Raw genomic sequence first — 18,497 nt, forward strand, 5'->3', positions numbered from 1 at the left:
CCGGCGCAGGTTTAGCGAGGAGGGAGAGCATGCTTGCAGCGGTTATGCCCGCATGAACGAGCATTTTTTACAGGTGCGCCTGACTGGGCCAGGAGTCAGGACAATGATCGTCGGCAGCCAAAGCGGCGCTCGGAGGCGTTGAATGACGGGTCAGACATCGAGCTCTTTCATGCGGTGATAGAGCGTGCGCCGGGGGATGTCTAAATCGTGGAGCACGGCTTCGATGCAATGCTCGTGGCGCTGCAGGGATTCCTGGATCAACACCTTTTCGATCAGCCGGAGTTGACACTTGAGGTCGCAATCGGTGGGCTGTTCGGCTTCGATACCCAACAGGTTTATACCCAGCACGTGGCGCTTCGCCGCAGATTTGAGCTCGCGGATATTACCGGGCCAGTCATGGTTCAACAGGACATGTTCAATGGCCGGGTCGATGGCCGGTAGCTCCGTGTCCATGTCCTGGGAGGCCTCGAATGCGAAGCGCTCGAACATCGGGATGATCCATTCACGCTTCTGTCTCAGCGCGGGGAGCCTCAGCGTCAGTACATTGAGGCGGAAGTAGAGATCACGGCGAAACTCGCCCAGCTCGACCAACTCGTCCAGCGAGCGCTGTGCGGAGGCCACGATGCAGATATCCAACGGGACCGGCGTGGTCGACCCCAGTCGTTCGATCTGGCGGGTTTCCAGCACCCGCAGCAGCTTGGCCTGCAGGAACGAAGGCATGCTGTCGATCTCGTCGAGGTACAGCGTGCCGCCTTGAGCGGCTTCCACATAGCCCACTCTGGAGTGATCAGCGCCGGTGTAGGCGCCGCTCGTCACGCCGAACAGCTCGCTCTCGAACAGAGATTCCGGGATCGCTGCGCAATTCATGGCCACGAATGGTCCTTTGCGCCCGGACAGCTTGTGCAGGTATTTCGCCAGTGTGTCCTTGCCAGAACCGGTCTCGCCGGTCAGCAGGACATCGATATTCAGTTCGGAGATGCTGCTTGCCACGACTTCGAGATTGGGTAGCCCGCCGTCATTCATCCAAGATGCATCCGGCCAATCAAATTCACTCATGTGCTGCATGACCTCTGGCGCGCTGAAAAAGAGCACAGCTTCTTAGGCAGGTAAACCTGTCGATGCTGCTTCAGCGAGGTTGAACCTCCAGTTCTCCATGCGGTGATACGAGGAATGCTGGGTACTCGGTCACGGCTTCGAGACAGTGCTTGTGACACCGAAGACACCGAGATCAGGGGTTCCAATCATGGTGTCCGAATCTGAGACAGGGTCTTCTGTGGATGTTTCCGGGGGCGGCCGATCGATTGCGATTGCTGGGAAACTCGTCACAGATTGTTGTGCCGAGGCAGATCTGGCGGGTAGGTGATGCCTCGTCTGTAATGTTGGGCGCAAGGCAAGCGGGCCAATGGCACGCCGTTTCGAGCGCTGGCCTGGCGGTAGCAGGCGGGGCTGGTGCTAGGGTCTGTTCCCGTTTCGTCGCAAGCCGCGTTGCTGCGAAAAATCTCGCCAGGCTAGGCGGAGGACGCAGGGAATGGTTATTCCCTTGCCAAGTCCTCCAACAACGCATGGCGCGATTTTGCGCGCAACCCGCAGGGCCGGGCCCGTTTTAGCGCGATGCTGCGTTTCTCGATGGCTCATTTAGCTCACTAAACCTCGCATCTCGTGCCTTGCCTCGCGCTAAAACTGGCTCCGGCGCGGCCGCGAACGAAACGGGAACAGACCCTAGACGTCAAGTTCCTTTATTCGCTGATACAGGGTCCGACGGGATATGCCGAGCTCCTCGGCAACTGCCTCCAGACCGTTCTTGTGACGTTTCAAGGCGTCCTGAATGAGCATTTTCTCCACGGCACGCATGCGCTTCTTGAGCCCCCGCTTGTCGTGGGGAAAATCACCGTGCCCGAGATCATGAAGGGCGCCGGCATCGACAGGCGGCAGTCCCATCACGAAACGTTTGGCGGCGGACTTCAGTTCGCGGATATTGCCCGGCCAGGGATGGCTGAGCAGTATCTGGATCAGCTGGGAGTCCAGCGCATGGGCGTCATTTGCCTGTTTCGAGCCAAGGCTTCGGGTGAATCGCTTGAACAGCGGCAGGATCAACTCACGCCGCTGGCGCAAGGGAGGCAATGACAGCGTCATCGCATTGAGCCGGAACAACAGGTCGCGGCGAAACAGCCCTTGCTCCACGAGCTCCTCGAGAGGGCGTTGCGTCGAGGCGATGATCCGCAGGTTGAGAGGGATGAACGTCGTCGTGCCCAAGCGTTCGACGCCTCGGGTCTCGAGCACGCGCAGCAGCTTCGCCTGTAGTTGCAGGGGCATACTGTCGATTTCATCGAGGTACAACGTACCGTCGTTCGAGGCTTCGATATAACCCTGGCGTGACCGGTTGGCCCCGGTGAAAGCACCGCTGACAACACCGAATAGCTGGCTTTCGGCCAATGCCTCTGGAATGGCGGCGCAGTTTATGCCGACGAAAGCGCCTGTCCTGCCGGACAGATCGTGTATGTGCCTCGCCAGCACATCTTTGCCAGTCCCTGTCTCCCCACACAGAAGCAGGTCCATTCTGAAATGTCCTGCAGATAGCGTAATGCCCAACTCGGGAACGTCAGTACCACCACGTCTGCGCGCACTTTGTTCTGCGGCGACCCCCCTACTCATTACTGCTCCTCACACCTTACCCAGGGTCAGGCCAGTAAAAATAACCCTGAAGCAAGTCAGGTCAATAAATGGGCGTGCGTATTCCGACGAAGTGTTCAGCTTGCGACGCCATGGTCATGCCTGGCTCCGCAGGCTCCGTCCTAGAGCATTTTGTTCAATATTAACGATGCTGCACGGTTTTGCTCTTGGGCGGGCCGGGGCAGAGGGGAAAGCCGTTTGCAGCCGGCATCGGCCTTGAAATGAAAAATGCAGTGGAAACAATGAGAAAAGTAGAAAGTTGAACTTCAGGTCAATAAGTCGGGGTGCTGAATGAAAACATCTCGCAAATGCTCCGAAAGAGCATGGCAAGGGTGAAAACTTGCTTCTCAAGGCGAGTTGATATTGTTTGACTGGATAAATAAAAAACGACGAGCGGTATATGTTTGTGGCGATATGCCGTCACTGGGTGTCGAACGCAGAAAAGAGCGTGGGCCAACTTTTTTGCAGAACCGTGATTGCACGTTGCAATCACGGGGACCGTGAGAGATGGGCCGCTCAGTGATTCTGCATTTCAACGTCTTCGCCATCACGTTGTGCATTCGGGCGCTGTCGCAGTGAATTGACCGTCGAATTGAGCGAGGTGCTGATGCTGCTCGAGATCGCTTTACTCGTTTCGGCTACCTTGTGATCCTGCCGTAGCCATTGGTCTGCCGCTTCCGCACCAGGCTTACCGCCCGCATAGCCCATGCCGTAGAGGGCGAAGGCCGGGATGGATAAGGTGGTGATGGTGCCGAGCCGTGCCAGCTCCTGGATGCCAGGGCCTGCGCCATTTGCTTTGGCTGTCTCGAGAGCGGCCGCCTGCGCCTCGCCTACCGCGGCGAAACTACCGGTCAAAGCGATCGAGCTGTAGATGCTGGCCGGATCTACCAGGCTCTTGAGGTTGTTGCCGCTGACCAGGTCAGCCAAGAAGTTCTTCGGCATATCGAGCAGACGGGTCAAGCCTTGCAGTGCGTGCGAGCTATAGCTGGCCTGGTCGATAGCCTGATAGTTCTCCAGCCACTCCTCTTCCTCGAATTCATCTTTTTCTTCTGTGTCCATGCGTCCAAACAGCAGGGCTGGGCCAAGCAGGTCTCGACCCTCCTGGATCTGCATGCGCGCGAATGCCGTCAGCATGCCCGCGATGACGCCGGTAATAGGCGTGCCCAGGCCGTCCAGGGTGGCTGCCAGTTGCGGATTTACGCTGGCTACCGCCGGGACCACCTCCATTCTCAAGACGTTGCGGGGTAGGTAGCTTTGCCAGAGAGCACCCTCTTCCAATGAGCTCTGCAGCGGTGATGGTTCTTTCTCCTTGAGCGAGTCCTGCATGGAGGTATGCAGATTGTCGGTGGGCGGTTTCAGGTATTGGCTGTCGGCTGTCAGGTTTTCCAGTGTCGGGGCCATGAAGCGATCAGCCACGCATGCTTGCACGGCTGACCCGGCCCATTGCCCGGCAGCGCTGCTGCCGAACATGGCCAGGACTTCGGGTTTCAGGTATTGCACTATCAACGTCGCCGCGAACGGAAGCCCATTGGCCACCGAACAGGCGGCAATGCTGGCCTGGTCGAGGAAGCTGGCTTTTTCGAGAACGCGCCGTATGTCATTTGTCGTCTGGCCGGCAGCAAACAGCTTTTCCGTCCTCGATTCGATCAGTCGGTCGATCTTGTCGTGTTGCGCTCGGATTTTTTCATGATCGACGTCCTCGCCATCTCCGCCCGTCAACTTGTGGGCGGTGAAGATATCGGTGAGAAGGCCCCTGATGTCTCGGAGGCGCTGCTGCTCATGTTCCGAGAGGGCCGTTCTGAACGTCTGTACCGATGATGTGCTGGAGCGTGGTGACGCTTCGCTTGAGGCGTGGGTGTCATTTCTATGTAGCAGCGCGTTGTTACCAGAGCGAAGTGCGTCCATCGTCTTCTCCATTGGCGTCTAGATGAGAGCGGGCAATGCCGGTGTTGCTCATCCCGGAGCCGTGATTGAGTCGAATCGCCCGAGAGCGACCCCCAGGGTTCATGAATGCTGCGTGGTTCTGAGTCGCATTGAGTTCCGCCGGGCGCATGTGCGTTGTCGGCAACGCCCGGCGTTGTGCCGCTTGGCAGCGAGCTCAGGCAAACGGATCGATCTGCCGTTTCAACTGCTCTCTTGCGCGAGACAGGCGTGAGCGCACCGTGCCGATCGGGACGCCCAGTGAGGACGCGGTGTCCTGGTAGCTACCGTCCATGGCCAGGCTGACTTCGATCACCTTTTGCATATTGTTTGGCAGGTCGCTGATCGCACTGACGACACGGGCCAGTTGCCGGTGCCCGTCGACTTGCTGGCCAACGTCGTCGGTATGTTCGTTCTCCAAATGCCATTGGTCCTCCCAGGCCTCCTGATAAGGCTGGTTGTACAGGCGCCGGAAATGGTTGCGAATCAGGTTCAGGGCAATACCGCACAGCCACGTCTGCGGCTTGCTGGCGTGCTGGAACTTGTGCTCGTTGCGCAGTGCTTCGACGAAGGTGCCCTGCAGGATGTCGTCGGCATCGTCCGGGTTCATCACGCGTTTCTGGATGAAGGCACGGAGCATCTTCAACTGTTCGCTGTTGAGCTGGCGGATCGCGGAAGGTTGGCGGAGAGAAATGGCTGCGTTCGCGTACATGGCTAGTCCATCTATTACGGGTGAGTGTGCAACCGCTATAGCGACATGTGTGCCATCTCAGATTTGTTGTCTAACTGATTGATTTATAGAAATAAAACCTGAGCTCTGGTTATTACCTTGGGCAATTTCCTGCATAACTCGAAAGAAGCCGGAACATTTTTTTGCATGACCCCGCAGAGACCTCTTCGCGGGATGGAACTGGAATCATCGGTGTGCCACTCAAGCCGCGAGACTCCATCCAGACGTGCGCCATGATCAGACCTACCACCATTGCCAACTCGATCCTGCACATACCGCCTGTGGCCCGTGCAGCATCCCCTGCCGCTTCGCTTGCGCAGGTTCGGTCAGGTGCTGCCACCACCAATGGCACGAGTGCACAGCAAGCCTCGAGATTTGCCGCCGCTCTGGTACAGAACAGCCGCGAGTTGGGGCGTCGCGATCTGTTCGCCAAGATCAATGCTCTGCAATCCCAGGCAAGCAAGCAGCATGAGTTGGCCCACCTGCTGCTGGCGACCCATGAGCGGGGCATGGAGGAGTCGGCGCGTGCGCTGCGCAAGACGCTGAAGAACGGCCAACTGCTGCGAATGGAACGGGGCAAGTTGCTCAAGCAGATCGTCGACAGCATGGCGGGCGATGCAGCCAAGGCTCATGCCCTGTTGCAGGCAGCGGCTCGACAGGCCAAGGGCGAGAAGTCGCTCAATGAACAGCAGGTGCTGAATCAACAACTCCAGCTCTTGCGGCAACAGCATGGGCGCAATCCCCGGCCATTGTTCAATACGGGTAACAACACCAGGACCATGGCGCGCGGAGGCGAGGACCCTCAGCGTCGAGACAAGCTGCGCAGCCTCTACAGCGTTGCGGTGACCGAACAGTTGAACGTCGTCGGGCTGATCGAGGCTCTGTTGAATAGCACCCAGGACGATGGGCAGAAGGATGGCCGCGAAGGGTTCGAGGCCGTTCTGCGCGAAGTTCGTCAGGTCGTGGCGCGCGACATGGCGGAACTCGACAGCAGCGCATCGCCACAGAAACTGCGCACCATGATGTACGCCGTGAGTACGGCGCAGTACGTGGCAACCCTGTTCGGTGGTTGTGAACACCTGCTAGGCCGCATGCGTAACAAGAATCCCGCCATGCAGGTTGAGACCTCGGCATTTCTCAAGAACCTGCTGGGGCTGATCGGCAAGGGCATGGCGCTGAATGAAACCCTGCAGTTGACGCAGCAGATCGGCGGTCGGCAACTCAAGCATCAGCTGGCTTTTCTCAACGGGCTGCGCCCGATGCTGCATCAGCTGCCAATCATGTTGTGGCGTGACATCAAGAGTCGACAGAACGCGCTGGGTAATCTGCTCTCGCTGATGGCGGCGTTGACCAGTGAAGAGCAGAAGCGCCTCAAGGAGGGCATCGCCTGATGGGAGCGGTCATCGATTTTCTGAACGCTATCGCGCTGGCTGCCATGCGCCGCTCGGAGATCGTCGGCGCCTTCGTGGTCATTGCCATCATCTTCATGATGATCACGCCGATGCCCTCGGCGCTGATGGATGTGCTGATCGCGATCAATATCTGCATTTCGTGCCTGATGATCATGCTGGCCATGCATCTGCCCCGGCCCCTGGCGTTCTCGACGTTCCCGGCCGTGCTGCTGCTGACCACCATGTTTCGCCTGGCCCTGTCGATTTCCACCACGCGTCTGATCCTGCTCGAGCAGGACGCCGGACATATCGTCGAGGCATTCGGCGAGTTCGTCGTGGGTGGCAACCTGGCAGTCGGCGTGGTGATATTCCTGATCCTGACCATCGTCAACTTCCTCGTCATCACCAAGGGCTCGGAGCGGGTGGCGGAGGTCGGGGCGCGTTTTACCCTGGACGCCATGCCAGGCAAGCAGATGTCCATCGACAGCGATCTGCGCGCCAACCTCATTTCGGTGACCGAGGCGCGTAACCGCCGGGCCGAATTGAACAAGGAAAGCCAGCTGTTCGGCGCCATGGATGGGGCGATGAAATTCGTCAACGGCGATGCGATCGCCAGCTTGATCATCATCGCCATCAACATGATCGGCGGTATGGCCATCGGCGTGGCGCAAATGGGGATGAGCGCAGGCGATGCCTTGCAGGTTTACACCATCCTCACCATTGGCGATGGCCTGGTTTCGCAGATCCCGGCGCTGATGATTTCTGTCACCGCCGGTATCGTCATCACCCGGGTGCCCAACGAGCAGAAGCAGCAGACCAACATCGGCCGTGAGATCGCCGAGCAGCTGACCAGTCAGCCCAAGGCCTGGATCATCGCCTCGGTCGCCATGCTCGGTTTCGCCGCATTGCCGGGCATGCCCACCCTGACCTTCATCATCATCGCCATCATCTGTGGTTGCGGCGGCTTGTTGCAGTTGCAACGTGCGCGCACCTCCAGTGCGTTGGAGGAGGATCCCGAAGTCATTCCACCGGAGATGAACGGTCAGGAGGATCTGCGTACCTTCTCGCCAAGTCGTCAGTTCGTGCTGCAGTTTCATCCCAGCCAGGATGCCCATCAGGTCGCGGCCCTGCTCAGCGAGATTCGCCAGCGGCGCAACAGGTTGGTGGTGCAGTACGGCCTTACGTTGCCCTCGTTCATCATCGAGCAATCGCCGCTCCTGCCCCAGGACGAATTCCGTTTCTCGGTCTACGAGGTGCCTCTGTTCAAGGCCACGCTGACGCAAAGCCAGCTGGCCGTACCTGCACGGAGTCTGCCGCAGGGGGCGGTCTGCGGTTCCAACGAGCGTCAGGAAGAGGACTGGGTATGGATGCCGGCCGATGATCCCATGCTGCAGAACGGCGAGTTGGAGATCGTCAGCGCCGCGACGCTGATCGTCGAGCGTATGGAGCGTGCCATGCAGGCCTGCGGGCCGCAGTTCATCGGCTTACAGGAAACCAAGGCGATTCTCGGCTGGCTGGAATCGGAGCAGCCCGAGCTTGCCCAGGAGATGCAGCGGGTCCTGCCCTTGGCCAGGTTTTCCGCGATTCTCCAGCGTCTGGCCGCCGAATGCGTGCCGCTGCGCTCTGTTCGTCTGATCGCGGAGACCCTGATCGAGCATGCCCAGCACGAACGAGATGTGACGGTGCTGACCGACTACGTGCGCATTGCCCTCAAGTCGCAGATCTACCACCAGTACTCGAGTGTGGAGGGCTTGCTGGTGTGGCTGCTGACCCCGGAAAGCGAAGGCATCCTGCGTGACGGCTTGCGTCAGACCCAGACCGAGACCTTCTTCGCCCTGAACCATGAAACCAGCCAGCTACTGCTGCAACAGCTGCACATGGCCTTTCCGATGCGGGCGCCGGAGCAGGCGGTGCTACTGGTGCCGCAGGATCTGCGCAGCCCGCTACGCACGCTGCTGCAGGAGGAATTCCACCACGTGCCCGTGCTGTCCTTTGCGGAAATCAGCAGCGCCGCTCGGGTCAAGGTAATGGGTCGCTTCGACCTGGAAGAGTCGGTGGCGCTGGACAATGACTACGCCGCTTGATGCAGAGGTGAGCACGATGTACGAACTGAGGGTATTGACCGGCCTGCACAAGGGCGCCGCACTGCCACTGGTCGGTGAGCAATGGCTCATCGGTGCCGAGGAGAGTCGTGATCTGGCGTTGCACGATCCAGGGGTGGAAACCCTTCACTGCCGCTTGCAGCGGGCGGGCGACACCTGGCAGTTGCTGGCCGAGGAAGGGACCGTGCTCGATGGCGAGGGACACTCCCACGCCTCGATGGAAGTACTGCTTGATTGCCCACTCGTGCTCGGCTCCGTCTGGGTGTACCTGGCCGCCGCCGAGTCACCCTGGCCAACCTTGCCGGTACTCGTCGGCCATCCCGGCGAAGACGGCGACGGCAAGGCCTCTGCGGAGGTTGGGGAACGAGGCCGTGTGCGTTTGCTCAATCGTGGCACCGGCATAGCGCTTGGCGTCTTGCTGGGCGTCATGGGCAGTGCCTGGAGCCTGAGTTGGCCGGTTGGCTCCGGTGCTTCGGGGCCTGCGGCGGTGCCGACGAGCGAGCCTGCCGTGGTCAGCGATGGCCGCACCCTCTTGCAGGAGGACGAGGCTGTGCGCGTGCTCAAGCAGATGCTGAGCGAACGCCTGCTGACGGCCGTCTCGGTCGAGCCGAATGCGCAAGGAATAGCGCTCATGGGCTCGCTGCAGGGCGAAGGCATGTTGGTCTACGAACGCATGCTGCAGCGTTTCGAGAAGGACTATGAAACGGACTTCGTGTTGCAGGACCAGGTTTCAAGCGGCGCCGCAGGGCTGCCATTCGTGATCGTGCAGATCATCGCCGGCCCGCGTGGGCATCTGGTGATGGAGGATGGCCGGCGCTTGCATGTCGGCGACAAGCTGGACGGCCTGCGCCTGGTACGTATCGATAACGAGCGCATCCTGTTCGATGGTGTCCGCCGTCATGAGGTGGCCTGGTGAATGCTCCTGCCAGCGAGTTGCAGGCGTGGGTACGTTTGCAGGCTGCACGCCTGGGCACACTGTCGGCGGTGCAGGTCAGCGGTCGGGTGAGCGCCGTCAGCGGCATCCTGCTGGAGTGCCAGGTACCAGCCGCTCAGGTGGGCGAGCTGTGTGAAGTGAGCAAGGCCGATGGCAGCAAGATGCTGGCCGAGATAGTCGGCTTCACCCCTGACTGCACGCTGCTCAGCGCGCTGGGCACGCCGGACGGTATCCAGGTCGGGGCGGCCATCCGCCCTTTGGGCATTGCCCACCGTATCGGTGTCGATGACAGCCTGCTTGGCAGCGTCCTGGATGGTTTCGGCCGGCCGTTGCTGGGCCAGGTGCAGGGGGCTTTCGCCGGCCCTCATGATGCACGGCATACGCTGCCGGTGATCGCCGATGCGCTGCCACCGACGCAGCGTCCGCGTATCACCACTGCCTTGCCGACCGGTATTCGTTCGATCGATAGCGCGATGTTGCTGGGCGAAGGCCAACGCGTGGGCCTGTTCGCCGGGGCCGGCTGCGGCAAGACCACGCTGATGGCGGAACTGGCCCGCAATATGGCCTGCGATGTGATCGTGTTCGGCCTGATTGGCGAACGTGGCAGGGAACTGCGTGAGTTCCTCGACCACGAACTGGACGACACCCTGCGCAAACGCTCGGTGCTGGTCTGCGCGACGTCCGATCGCTCCAGTATGGAGCGGGCTCGCGCAGCCTTTACCGCCACGGCCATCGCCGAGGCATACAGAGCCAGAGGCCTGAAGGTATTGCTGTTGATCGACTCACTGACCCGTTTCGCCCGCGCCCAGCGTGAAATCGGTATTGCCGCCGGCGAGCCGCTTGGGCGTGGCGGCTTGCCGCCCTCGGTCTACACCCTGCTGCCGCAACTGGTCGAACGTGCCGGAATGAGCGAGAGCGGCTCGATCACGGCGCTGTACACCGTGCTCATCGAGCAGGACTCGATGAACGACCCGGTGGCCGACGAGGTGCGTTCGTTGCTCGATGGGCACATCGTGATGTCGCGCAAGTTGGCCGAGAAAGGCCACTACCCGGCCATCGACGTGCCGGCCAGCATCAGCCGTGTACTCAGCAATGTGGCCCCCCGCGAGCATCAGCGCGCCAACAACCGGCTACGTCGTCTGATGGCGGCCTATCGACAGGTGGAGATGCTGTTGCGTCTTGGCGAGTACCAGCCAGGCACTGACCCGGTGACGGATTGCGCCGTACAGCTGCATGAGCCGATCAACGCCTTCCTGCGTCAGGACCTGCGCGAGCCTTCGCCGTTGCCGGTGACCCTTGAGGCCCTGATGCAATTGACCGCAGCGCTCCCGGAGTGAGCATGGAAGACGAGCTGGCAGCCGACCCGCAGCGTATGGCCCTCGAGCAGGCCATTCAAGTGCTCAAGCCCCTGCGCCAGCACCGCCAGGCGAGTGCCGAGCGGCAGCAGCGGCAGATGCAGCAGACGCTTGCCAGCAGCCGTGAACGCCTGGCCGAAACCCGTGAACGGCTGGGCAGCGAGCGCCAGGCGCAACTGGCACGTCGCGAGGCCCTGGCGCAGCAGCACGTGGATCGTTGCATGACCCTGGATGAGGTCGAGCTCTGGCACAACCAGGAGCGGGCGATGCTCGATCGCCTGGCGCACATGCGTCAGGACATTCACCAGCAGGGCATGGTGATCGAGCAGCAGCAACAACAACTGCAGGTCATGCAGGCTCAAGCCAAGGCGGCTCAGCGTGCGGTGGAAAAACTGTCCTGCCTGGCGGAGGCGATCAACGATGAAAACTGAACACGCAGCCCGCCCGCAGCAGGCGCAAACCCCGCAGCAGGGTGCAGCGCCCCAGGGCAACCCGGCTGCACTCAAGGAGACGGGTTGGTCGCGGCGTGGTGATTTCGAGTCGAGCCTGTCGAGTTGGTCGAACAGCGCAGCGCCCACCCTGGCCGATGGGCAGCTGTTCGCCCAGTTGCTTCAGCCCGTCCATCAAGGTGGTGATCAGTCCGGTTTTGGCGGTAGCGGCGTGGCGTCGTTTCAGGCTCGGCCCGATGGCATGGCAGGAGAACTGGTCGATGAGCTGACGCAGCGCCTACCCAGCCTGCCGAGTGGCCCGATCAGCATCACCCTGTTGATGCCGAACCTGGGTCGGGTGCAGGTGCGCGCAGGCAAGCGCGACCAGCAATTGGAAGTGGAGCTGGGCTTCGAGCGGCAGGATGTGCTGGAACGCCTGCGCGCGCAGGAACACAGCTGTGCAAGCGCGTTGAGCGAGGCGCTTGGCCTGCCTGTGCGCCTGTGGATGCGTGAAGAGGCGAGCGTATGAAGCCTCTGGCCCTGGGCCCGATCCCTACCGCACTGGCCCAGGCCTCACGTGCTCTGGGCGCCGGCGTCACACTCAACTTCCAGGCCCGTGGTCATGACGGCGAGCTGAAACTGCTGCCCATGCTGCCTGGTGCCCCGTCGATGGTCGAAACCTGGCTGCATACGAGTGTCGGGCCGTTGTGCCTGAGTGACGCTGGGGCGGTGTTGAGTCTGCTGGGTGAGCTGCCGGTTGCGTTCGAAGGCGATGACCAGCCCTGGTACTGGCAACTGGTCAGTCAGCGCCTCAGCCAGGGGGTTGCGGGGGCCTTGGGGGTGATCTGCCCTGTTGACAGGGATGCTCCAGCGGGCGCGCTGCTGCATGCCCGGCTGCATGTTCGCCTGGGTGATGAACGGGTGCAGGCTCAACTCGCCGCACCGCCGGAGACCTGGCTGAACTGGTTGCAGGCACCTGAATGGCAACGCATCAGGACAGCGCTGCACGAGGCTTTGGTGTTGCAGGTTCCTCTGCAACTGGGGCGGCTGGAGCTTAGCGCCGAGCAGTTGGCCTCACTGCAGCCTGGCGACATCGTGCTACCGACCCAGGCGAGTTTCACCTGCGCCGGCAGTGGTCATCTGGAGTTGGCCAGCCGCTATTGGGCGGCCCAGGTGAGCAGTCGTGGCGAAAAACTGTTCTTGCATCTGAGTCACGAGGAAGGCGGCCAGCATGAGCACTGAAGATCTATCCCAGGAAACCTTGCAGGAGACGGCGGAAATGGACGCTGATGCGCTGCCTGAGGCGGGCGATGAACAATTTGTCGAAGTGCTCCCCGAAGGTCAGGCGTTTGCGCCGCAGGACGAGCAAGCGAGTGCCGTCGAGCCCCAGCAGATGGAGGCGCTTGGCGCTATCGCGCACTTGCCGCTGCAGCTTACCTTGCGCTGTGGCCAGTTGACCTTGAGCGTCGATCAACTGCGACAGCTAGGCAGTGGCAGCGTACTCGAGATTCATGGTGTCGCCCCTGGCCGCGCCAGCCTGTGCCATGGCGAATATGTGGTGGGCGAAGGCGAGTTGGTGGATGTCGATGGGCGCCTAGGTCTGCAGATCACCCGGCTGGCGACGCTGTCATGATTCTGGACGGAATGAACCCCATCATGCTGGCGCTGTTCCTTGGCGCCCTGTCGTTGATTCCCTTCCTGCTCATCGTCTGCACGGCATTTCTCAAGATCGCCATGACGCTGATGATCACCCGCAACGCCATTGGCGTGCAGCAGGTTCCGCCGAACATGGCGATCTACGGTATCGCCCTGGCAGCGACCATGTTCGTGATGGCGCCGGTGGCCTACGAGATCCAGAACCGACTCAGTGACAACCCTCTGGACCTGTCGTCTTCGGACACTCTCCAGGCCAGTGCCGGCACGGTTGTGGAGCCGTTACAGGACTTCATGGTGCGTAACACCAACCCGGACATCGCCACGCATCTTCTGGAAAACACCCAGCGTATGTGGCCCAAGGAAATGTCCGAGAAGGCCAGCAAAAGCGACCTGCTGCTGGCGATTCCGGCGTTCGTGCTGTCCGAGCTGCAGGCTGCGTTCCAGATCGGCTTTCTCATCTACATCCCGTTCATCGTGATCGACCTGATCATTTCCAACCTGCTGCTGGCGCTGGGGATGCAGATGGTGTCGCCGATGACCATATCGCTGCCGCTGAAGCTGTTGCTGTTCGTGCTGGTGGACGGCTGGACACGGCTGCTCAACAGCCTCTTCTACTCCTACATGTGAGGTCGCCATGGAGGCGTTGGCACTGTTCAAGCAAGGCATGTTCCTGGTGGTGATCCTGACTGCACCGCCATTGGCCGTGGCGGTGCTGGTCGGGGTGACGACGTCGCTGGTGCAGGCGCTGATGCAGATGCAGGATCAGACGTTGCCCTTCGGTTTGAAACTGGCTGCCGTCGGCCTGACCCTGGCGATGACCGGCCGCTGGATCGGCCTGGAATTGATTCAGTTCACCCATATGGCGTTCGACCTGATTGCCCGCTCAGGGGGCAATTAGATGCCATTGGATGCTCAGGCCGCTTTCGAGCTGATGCTGGGGCTAGGTCTTGGCGTGGCCCGGCTGCTGCCCTGCATGCTGCTGGTGCCTGCGTTCTGTTTCAAACACCTCAAAGGCATTCTGCGTTATGGCGTGGTGGTCGCCGTGGCGATGATCCCGGCACCTTCGATCGGCGAGGCCCTGGCCAGTGAGGGGGCCAGTTTCGGCGTGGTCATGGGGCTGCTGATCAAGGAGGTCATGCTCGGTGCGCTGCTCGGTGTGTTGTTGCACATGCCGTTCTGGATGTTCGCCTCGGTCGGCGCTTTGCTCGACAGTCAGCGTGGCGCTCTCAGTGGTGGACAGCTCAACCCGGCGCTCGGCCCGGACGTGACGCCGATGGGCGAGCTGCTGCAGGAAGTGCTGGTCATGCTGGTCATTCTGTTCGGCGGGTTGCCGCTGATTACCCAGGTGATCTGGGACAGCTACCTGATCTGGCCGCCCACGGTCTGGCTGCCGATCCTGAACGAGGACGGCCTGGGCGTGCTGCTCTCGCAACTCAGCCGCACGCTGCAACACATGCTGCTGTATGCCGCGCCCTTCATTGCCCTGCTGCTACTGATCGAGGCGGCCATGGCGATCATCAGCCTGTATGCGCAACAACTGAACGTATTCATCCTGGCCATGCCGGCCAAGAGCATTGCCGGGCTGGCTTTCCTGCTGATCTATCTGCCCACGCTTCTCGAACTGGGTGGTGGGGAGGTTCAGCAGTTTCAGCTGCTCAAGCTGTTGCTGGGCGATATTGCCCAGGTGCCTGTGCCATGAGCGAAAAAACCGAGAAGGCGACGCCCAAACAACTGCGCGATGCGCGGGAAAAGGGCCAGATTGCGCAGAGCCAGGACGTCAGCAAATTGTTGATCCTGCTGGTGGTCAGCGAAATCACCTTGAGCCTGGCCACGGAGAGCGTACAACGCCTGCAGCACCTGATGGCTCTTGCCATCAATGCGACCGGGCAGCCGTTTCTGCGGATTGTCGGGCAACTGGTCGAAGAGGCCGTGACCGTGTTGCTCGGCTTCCTGGTCTTCAGTGTCGGTGTCGCCATGGTGATGCGCCTGGCCGGGGGCTGGGCTCAGTTCGGGTTTCTCTTCGCGCCCAAGGCGTTGAAGATCGATTTCAACAAGCTCAATCCGTTTCCCCAGTTCAAGCAGATGTTCTCTGCGCAGAACCTGACCAACTTGCTGATGAGCATCCTCAAGGCTGCCGTCATCGGGATCACGCTTTACCTTCTGCTCTGGCCGGAGTTGGGTACGTTGATCCTGCTGGCCAACTCGGACCTGGACACCTACTGGCAATCGTTGATGGAGGTGTTTCGCTACATCCTGCGCTGCACCCTGGGTTTGCTGCTGGTGCTGGCTGCAGTGGACTTCGGCCTGCAAAAATACTTCCATGCCAAGAAACTGCGCATGAGCAAGGACGACGTGAAGAAGGAGTACAAGCAGTCGGAGGGCGACCCGATGGTGAAGGGGCAGCGCCGCCAACTGGCGCACGAACTGCTCAATCAGCCGCCCTCGGCTGCGGCAAAGCCTGTGGAAGAGGCCGATATGCTGGTGGTCAACCCGACCCACTATGCCGTGGCCCTGTACTATCGTCCGGGCAAGACACCCTTGCCGATGATTCACTGCAAGGGCGAGGACGACGACGCGCTGGCCCTGATCGCACGCGCCAGGAAGGCCAGGATTCCAGTGGTGCAGAGTGTCTGGCTCGCCCGTACCCTGTACAAGGTCAATGCGGGGCGTCATATCCCCCGTCCGACCCTGGAGGCTGTCGCTCACATCTATCAACTGGTGAAACAGCTGGACGAGGTGACCGACGAAATCATCCAGGCTGAGTCCGGGCTCTGAGCGCGACCTCATCGAGGCTGAACTCGGTCATGCCTGTGCTCGCAGCCTCTCGATTGCAGGGCGCGGCTTGCAAGCGTTCTGGCGAAACCTATCCTGCGGGTCAACAACGCGCTAGAATGCGCGCCGCTCGCGGCCATGTCGGCTGCGGCAGTGGGTTCCCTCACCCCACTTCATGAAAAAGGACATCGACATGACCCTGATTCCTGCGTCGGTCAGTCGGCCCGTGCTGGCCGGCCTGATCGCCTTCCATATCCTCATCATCATCGCCAGCAACTACCTGGTGCAGCTGCCGATCACCCTGTTCGGCTGGCATACCACCTGGGGTGCGTTCAGCTTCCCGTTCATCTTCCTGGCCACCGACCTGACCGTGCGCCTGATCGGCAAACACGCCGCGCGCGTGGTGATCGCCCGCGTCATGCTGCCGGCGCTGGTCGCCTCGTACGTGGTGTCGGTGCTGTTCCATGAAGGCGCTTTCGGCGGCCTGATGGCGCTGAGCGAATTCAATCTGTTCGTCTTCCGTATCGCCGTGGCCAGCTTCCTCGCCTACGCCTTCGGCCAGTTGCTGGATATCCAGGTGTTCGACCGCCTGCGCAGGATGCGCCAGTGGTGGATCGCCCCCACCGCCTCGACCGTCTTCGGCAACCTGCTCGACACCTTCCTGTTCTTCTCGGTGGCCTTCTGGCGCAGCGACGATCCGTTCATGGCGGCCAACTGGGTGGAGATCGCCACGGTGGACTACGTGATCAAGCTGGCCATCAGCCTGATCCTCTTCGTGCCGCTGTACGGCATGCTGCTCAGCGCTATCGTACGCGCCCTGCCGCAGCGTACCGCTACCGCCTGAGCTGAAACCCTAGCCCGGATGCAATCCGGGGACGGCGGTGCGCACGGCGCACCCTACAAAAGGAGCACGGCGGTTTCGGACAAGGGCAGAAAAAACGCCTGTTCGCCGATCACCTTCAGAAAAAACTGCTGTCACGCCTGCCCGGCTTGGAAAAAACGCCAAGCCACCCTTCCCTAGCATGTCTCCCATGCCCATCGGCCCGGAGACATCGCCATGCCCCTCGATCATCCCCTGCTGTTCAAGTCGCTGTGCTATGTCGACGGCCACTGGCTGCACAGTGACGACGGTGCCAGCATTGCCGTGCACAACCCCGCCGACCAGAGTGTGATCGGCCATGTGCCGATGCTCGGTGAGCAGCAGATCATCGCCGCGGTGGACGCCGCCCAGCGCGCCTTCGCCGACTGGCGCGAGCAGAGCCTGGACGCTCGCGCCACGTTGCTGCGGCGTTGGGCCGAGCTGATCCTGCAGCATCAGGAAGACCTGGCGCGCATTCTCAGCCAGGAACAGGGCAAGCCGTTGGCCGAGGCCCGTGGCGAGATTCGCTACGCCGCCAGCTTCATTCCCTGGTTCGCCGAAGAGGCGCGCCGGCTCTACGGCCAGACCATTCCCAGTCATATCCCCGGGGCTCAGCTCGGTACGCTGAAGGAGCCGGTTGGGGTCTGCGCCCTGCTCACGCCCTGGAACTTTCCCAGCGCGATGATCACCCGCAAGGCCGCCGCCGCCCTGGCCGCTGGTTGCACCGTGGTGGTCAAACCGGCGCACGAGACGCCCTACTCCGCTTTTGCCCTGGCGCAACTGGCCGAGGAAGCCGGCTTGCCGGCCGGCGTGTTCAACGTGGTGCTGGGCGAGCCGCAGATGGCCATGCAGACCCTGGTCAAGGATGCGCGGGTGCGCTCGGTGAGCTTCACCGGCTCGACTCGTGTCGGCAAGCTGGTGCTGCAGGTTGCCGCCGAGGATGTGAAGAAGGTGGCGCTGGAGCTGGGCGGCAACGCGCCGCTGATCGTCTGCGCCGATGCTGATCTTGACCACGCCGTGCAGGTGGCGCTGGACGCCAAGTTCCAGACCTCCGGCCAGGACTGCTGCGCGGCCAACCGCATCCTGGTGCAGCGCCCGGTGTATGAGGAATTCCTCCGGCGCTTCGCCAAGGCCGTGCGTGACCTGCGCGTCGGCCCTGGCCATGACGCGCGCAACCAGATTGGCCCGCTGATGCACCAGGCTGCGCTGGACGCCACCGCCGCCCGGGTCGCCGATGCCATCGAGCAGGGCGCGCGCCTGCTGGCAGGCGGCGAGCCGCATGCGCTGGGCGGCTGGTTCTGGCAGCCGACGCTGCTGGCCGATGTCACCGACAGCATGCGCATCTACCGCGAAGAGAACTTCGCCCCCATCGCCGGGGTACGCGCCTTCGATACCCTGGATGAGGCCGTGGCCATGGCCAACGACACCGAGTACGGCCTGGCCGCCTACATTTGTTCAAACCGCGTGGATGTCGTCCACCCGCTGATTCGCCGCCTCGACCACGCCATGGTCGCGGTCAACGGCACCAAGTTCACTGGCCACCCGATCCCCTTCGGTGGCATGAAAGCCTCCGGCCTCGGCCGTGAGGGCGGCACGGAAGGCTTCGAGCCCTTCGTCGAAACCAAGTACTTCTGCATTCATCATCAGGGCCAGCGTTACTGAGCCAATCCGGAGGATTTT

The 18,497-nt window shown here is 61.5% G+C and carries 18 protein-coding genes; 14 read left to right on the forward strand and 4 right to left on the reverse strand.

Going from position 1 to position 18,497, the window contains the following annotated elements; translation table 11 throughout:
* Positions 1–150: 150 nt before the first annotated feature.
* From BLR77_RS10230 to BLR77_RS10250, 4 genes are all read right to left on the reverse strand, one after another.
* Positions 151–1,056 (reverse strand): sigma 54-interacting transcriptional regulator, encoded by a 906-nt coding sequence (locus BLR77_RS10230; protein WP_074677932.1) that lies wholly within the window; start codon positions 1,054–1,056, stop codon positions 151–153.
* A gap of 663 nt (positions 1,057–1,719) precedes the next feature.
* Positions 1,720–2,556, reverse strand: a complete 837-nt coding sequence (locus BLR77_RS10235; RefSeq protein ID WP_139202941.1) for a sigma 54-interacting transcriptional regulator — start codon at positions 2,554–2,556, stop codon at positions 1,720–1,722.
* Between the two features lie 630 nt (positions 2,557–3,186).
* Entirely contained in the window at positions 3,187–4,575 is a 1,389-nt protein-coding gene (locus tag BLR77_RS10240) for a hypothetical protein (protein WP_139202942.1), read from the reverse strand.
* Positions 4,576–4,768: 193 nt separating this feature from the next.
* A complete protein-coding gene (locus BLR77_RS10250) occupies positions 4,769–5,302 on the reverse strand; it encodes an RNA polymerase sigma factor (protein WP_074677364.1) in 534 nt (177 codons plus the stop codon).
* 251 nt (positions 5,303–5,553) lie between these two features.
* Between BLR77_RS10250 and BLR77_RS10255 the strand changes: the two genes are divergently transcribed.
* The 14 genes from BLR77_RS10255 to BLR77_RS10320 all read left to right on the forward strand — a co-directional run bounded on the left by BLR77_RS10255 (position 5,554) and on the right by BLR77_RS10320 (position 18,479).
* On the forward strand, positions 5,554–6,711 hold the full coding sequence (locus tag BLR77_RS10255) for a TyeA family type III secretion system gatekeeper subunit (RefSeq protein ID WP_074677366.1): 1,158 nt from the start codon (positions 5,554–5,556) through the stop codon (positions 6,709–6,711).
* Positions 6,711–8,795 carry a type III secretion system export apparatus subunit SctV gene (gene sctV / locus BLR77_RS10260; protein WP_074677368.1) on the forward strand — a complete coding sequence of 695 codons (2,085 nt, stop codon included), beginning with the start codon at positions 6,711–6,713 and terminating at the stop codon, positions 8,793–8,795. The genes BLR77_RS10255 and sctV overlap by 1 nt, the downstream gene beginning before the upstream one ends.
* A gap of 16 nt (positions 8,796–8,811) precedes the next feature.
* Positions 8,812–9,729 (forward strand): FHA domain-containing protein, encoded by a 918-nt coding sequence (locus BLR77_RS10265; protein WP_074677370.1) that lies wholly within the window; start codon positions 8,812–8,814, stop codon positions 9,727–9,729.
* Between the two features lie 17 nt (positions 9,730–9,746).
* Positions 9,747–11,084 (forward strand): FliI/YscN family ATPase, encoded by a 1,338-nt coding sequence (locus BLR77_RS10270; protein WP_139202954.1) that lies wholly within the window; start codon positions 9,747–9,749, stop codon positions 11,082–11,084.
* 2 nt (positions 11,085–11,086) lie between these two features.
* Positions 11,087–11,533, forward strand: coding sequence for a type III secretion protein (locus BLR77_RS10275; RefSeq protein WP_074677374.1), 447 nt, complete (start codon positions 11,087–11,089; stop codon positions 11,531–11,533).
* Positions 11,523–12,059 carry a type III secretion system HrpP C-terminal domain-containing protein gene (locus BLR77_RS10280; RefSeq protein WP_074677376.1) on the forward strand — a complete coding sequence of 179 codons (537 nt, stop codon included), beginning with the start codon at positions 11,523–11,525 and terminating at the stop codon, positions 12,057–12,059. Before BLR77_RS10275 ends, BLR77_RS10280 begins: the two co-directional genes overlap by 11 nt.
* Positions 12,056–12,772: a type III secretion protein gene (locus BLR77_RS10285; protein WP_074677378.1), complete on the forward strand. Its 717-nt coding sequence runs from the start codon at positions 12,056–12,058 to the stop codon at positions 12,770–12,772. Before BLR77_RS10280 ends, BLR77_RS10285 begins: the two co-directional genes overlap by 4 nt.
* Positions 12,762–13,163, forward strand: a complete 402-nt coding sequence (locus BLR77_RS10290) for a FliM/FliN family flagellar motor switch protein (protein ID WP_074677380.1) — start codon at positions 12,762–12,764, stop codon at positions 13,161–13,163. Before BLR77_RS10285 ends, BLR77_RS10290 begins: the two co-directional genes overlap by 11 nt.
* Positions 13,160–13,813 (forward strand): type III secretion system export apparatus subunit SctR, encoded by a 654-nt coding sequence (gene sctR, locus BLR77_RS10295; RefSeq protein WP_074677382.1) that lies wholly within the window; start codon positions 13,160–13,162, stop codon positions 13,811–13,813. Before BLR77_RS10290 ends, sctR begins: the two co-directional genes overlap by 4 nt.
* 7 nt (positions 13,814–13,820) lie before the next feature.
* Positions 13,821–14,084, forward strand: coding sequence for a type III secretion system export apparatus subunit SctS (gene sctS / locus BLR77_RS10300; RefSeq protein WP_074677384.1), 264 nt, complete (start codon positions 13,821–13,823; stop codon positions 14,082–14,084).
* Positions 14,085–14,885, forward strand: coding sequence for a type III secretion system export apparatus subunit SctT (sctT, locus tag BLR77_RS10305; RefSeq protein WP_074677386.1), 801 nt, complete (start codon positions 14,085–14,087; stop codon positions 14,883–14,885).
* Positions 14,882–15,961: a type III secretion system export apparatus subunit SctU gene (gene sctU / locus BLR77_RS10310; RefSeq protein WP_074677388.1), complete on the forward strand. Its 1,080-nt coding sequence runs from the start codon at positions 14,882–14,884 to the stop codon at positions 15,959–15,961. The genes sctT and sctU overlap by 4 nt, the downstream gene beginning before the upstream one ends.
* Before the next feature lie 190 nt (positions 15,962–16,151).
* Positions 16,152–16,802 carry a 7-cyano-7-deazaguanine/7-aminomethyl-7-deazaguanine transporter gene (locus BLR77_RS10315; RefSeq protein ID WP_074677390.1) on the forward strand — a complete coding sequence of 217 codons (651 nt, stop codon included), beginning with the start codon at positions 16,152–16,154 and terminating at the stop codon, positions 16,800–16,802.
* Positions 16,803–17,015: 213 nt separating this feature from the next.
* Positions 17,016–18,479 carry an NAD-dependent succinate-semialdehyde dehydrogenase gene (locus BLR77_RS10320; protein WP_074677392.1) on the forward strand — a complete coding sequence of 488 codons (1,464 nt, stop codon included), beginning with the start codon at positions 17,016–17,018 and terminating at the stop codon, positions 18,477–18,479.
* Positions 18,480–18,497 lie beyond the last annotated feature (18 nt).

Source organism: Ectopseudomonas alcaliphila (assembly GCF_900101755.1).
Classification (GTDB): domain Bacteria; phylum Pseudomonadota; class Gammaproteobacteria; order Pseudomonadales; family Pseudomonadaceae; genus Aquipseudomonas; species Aquipseudomonas alcaliphila.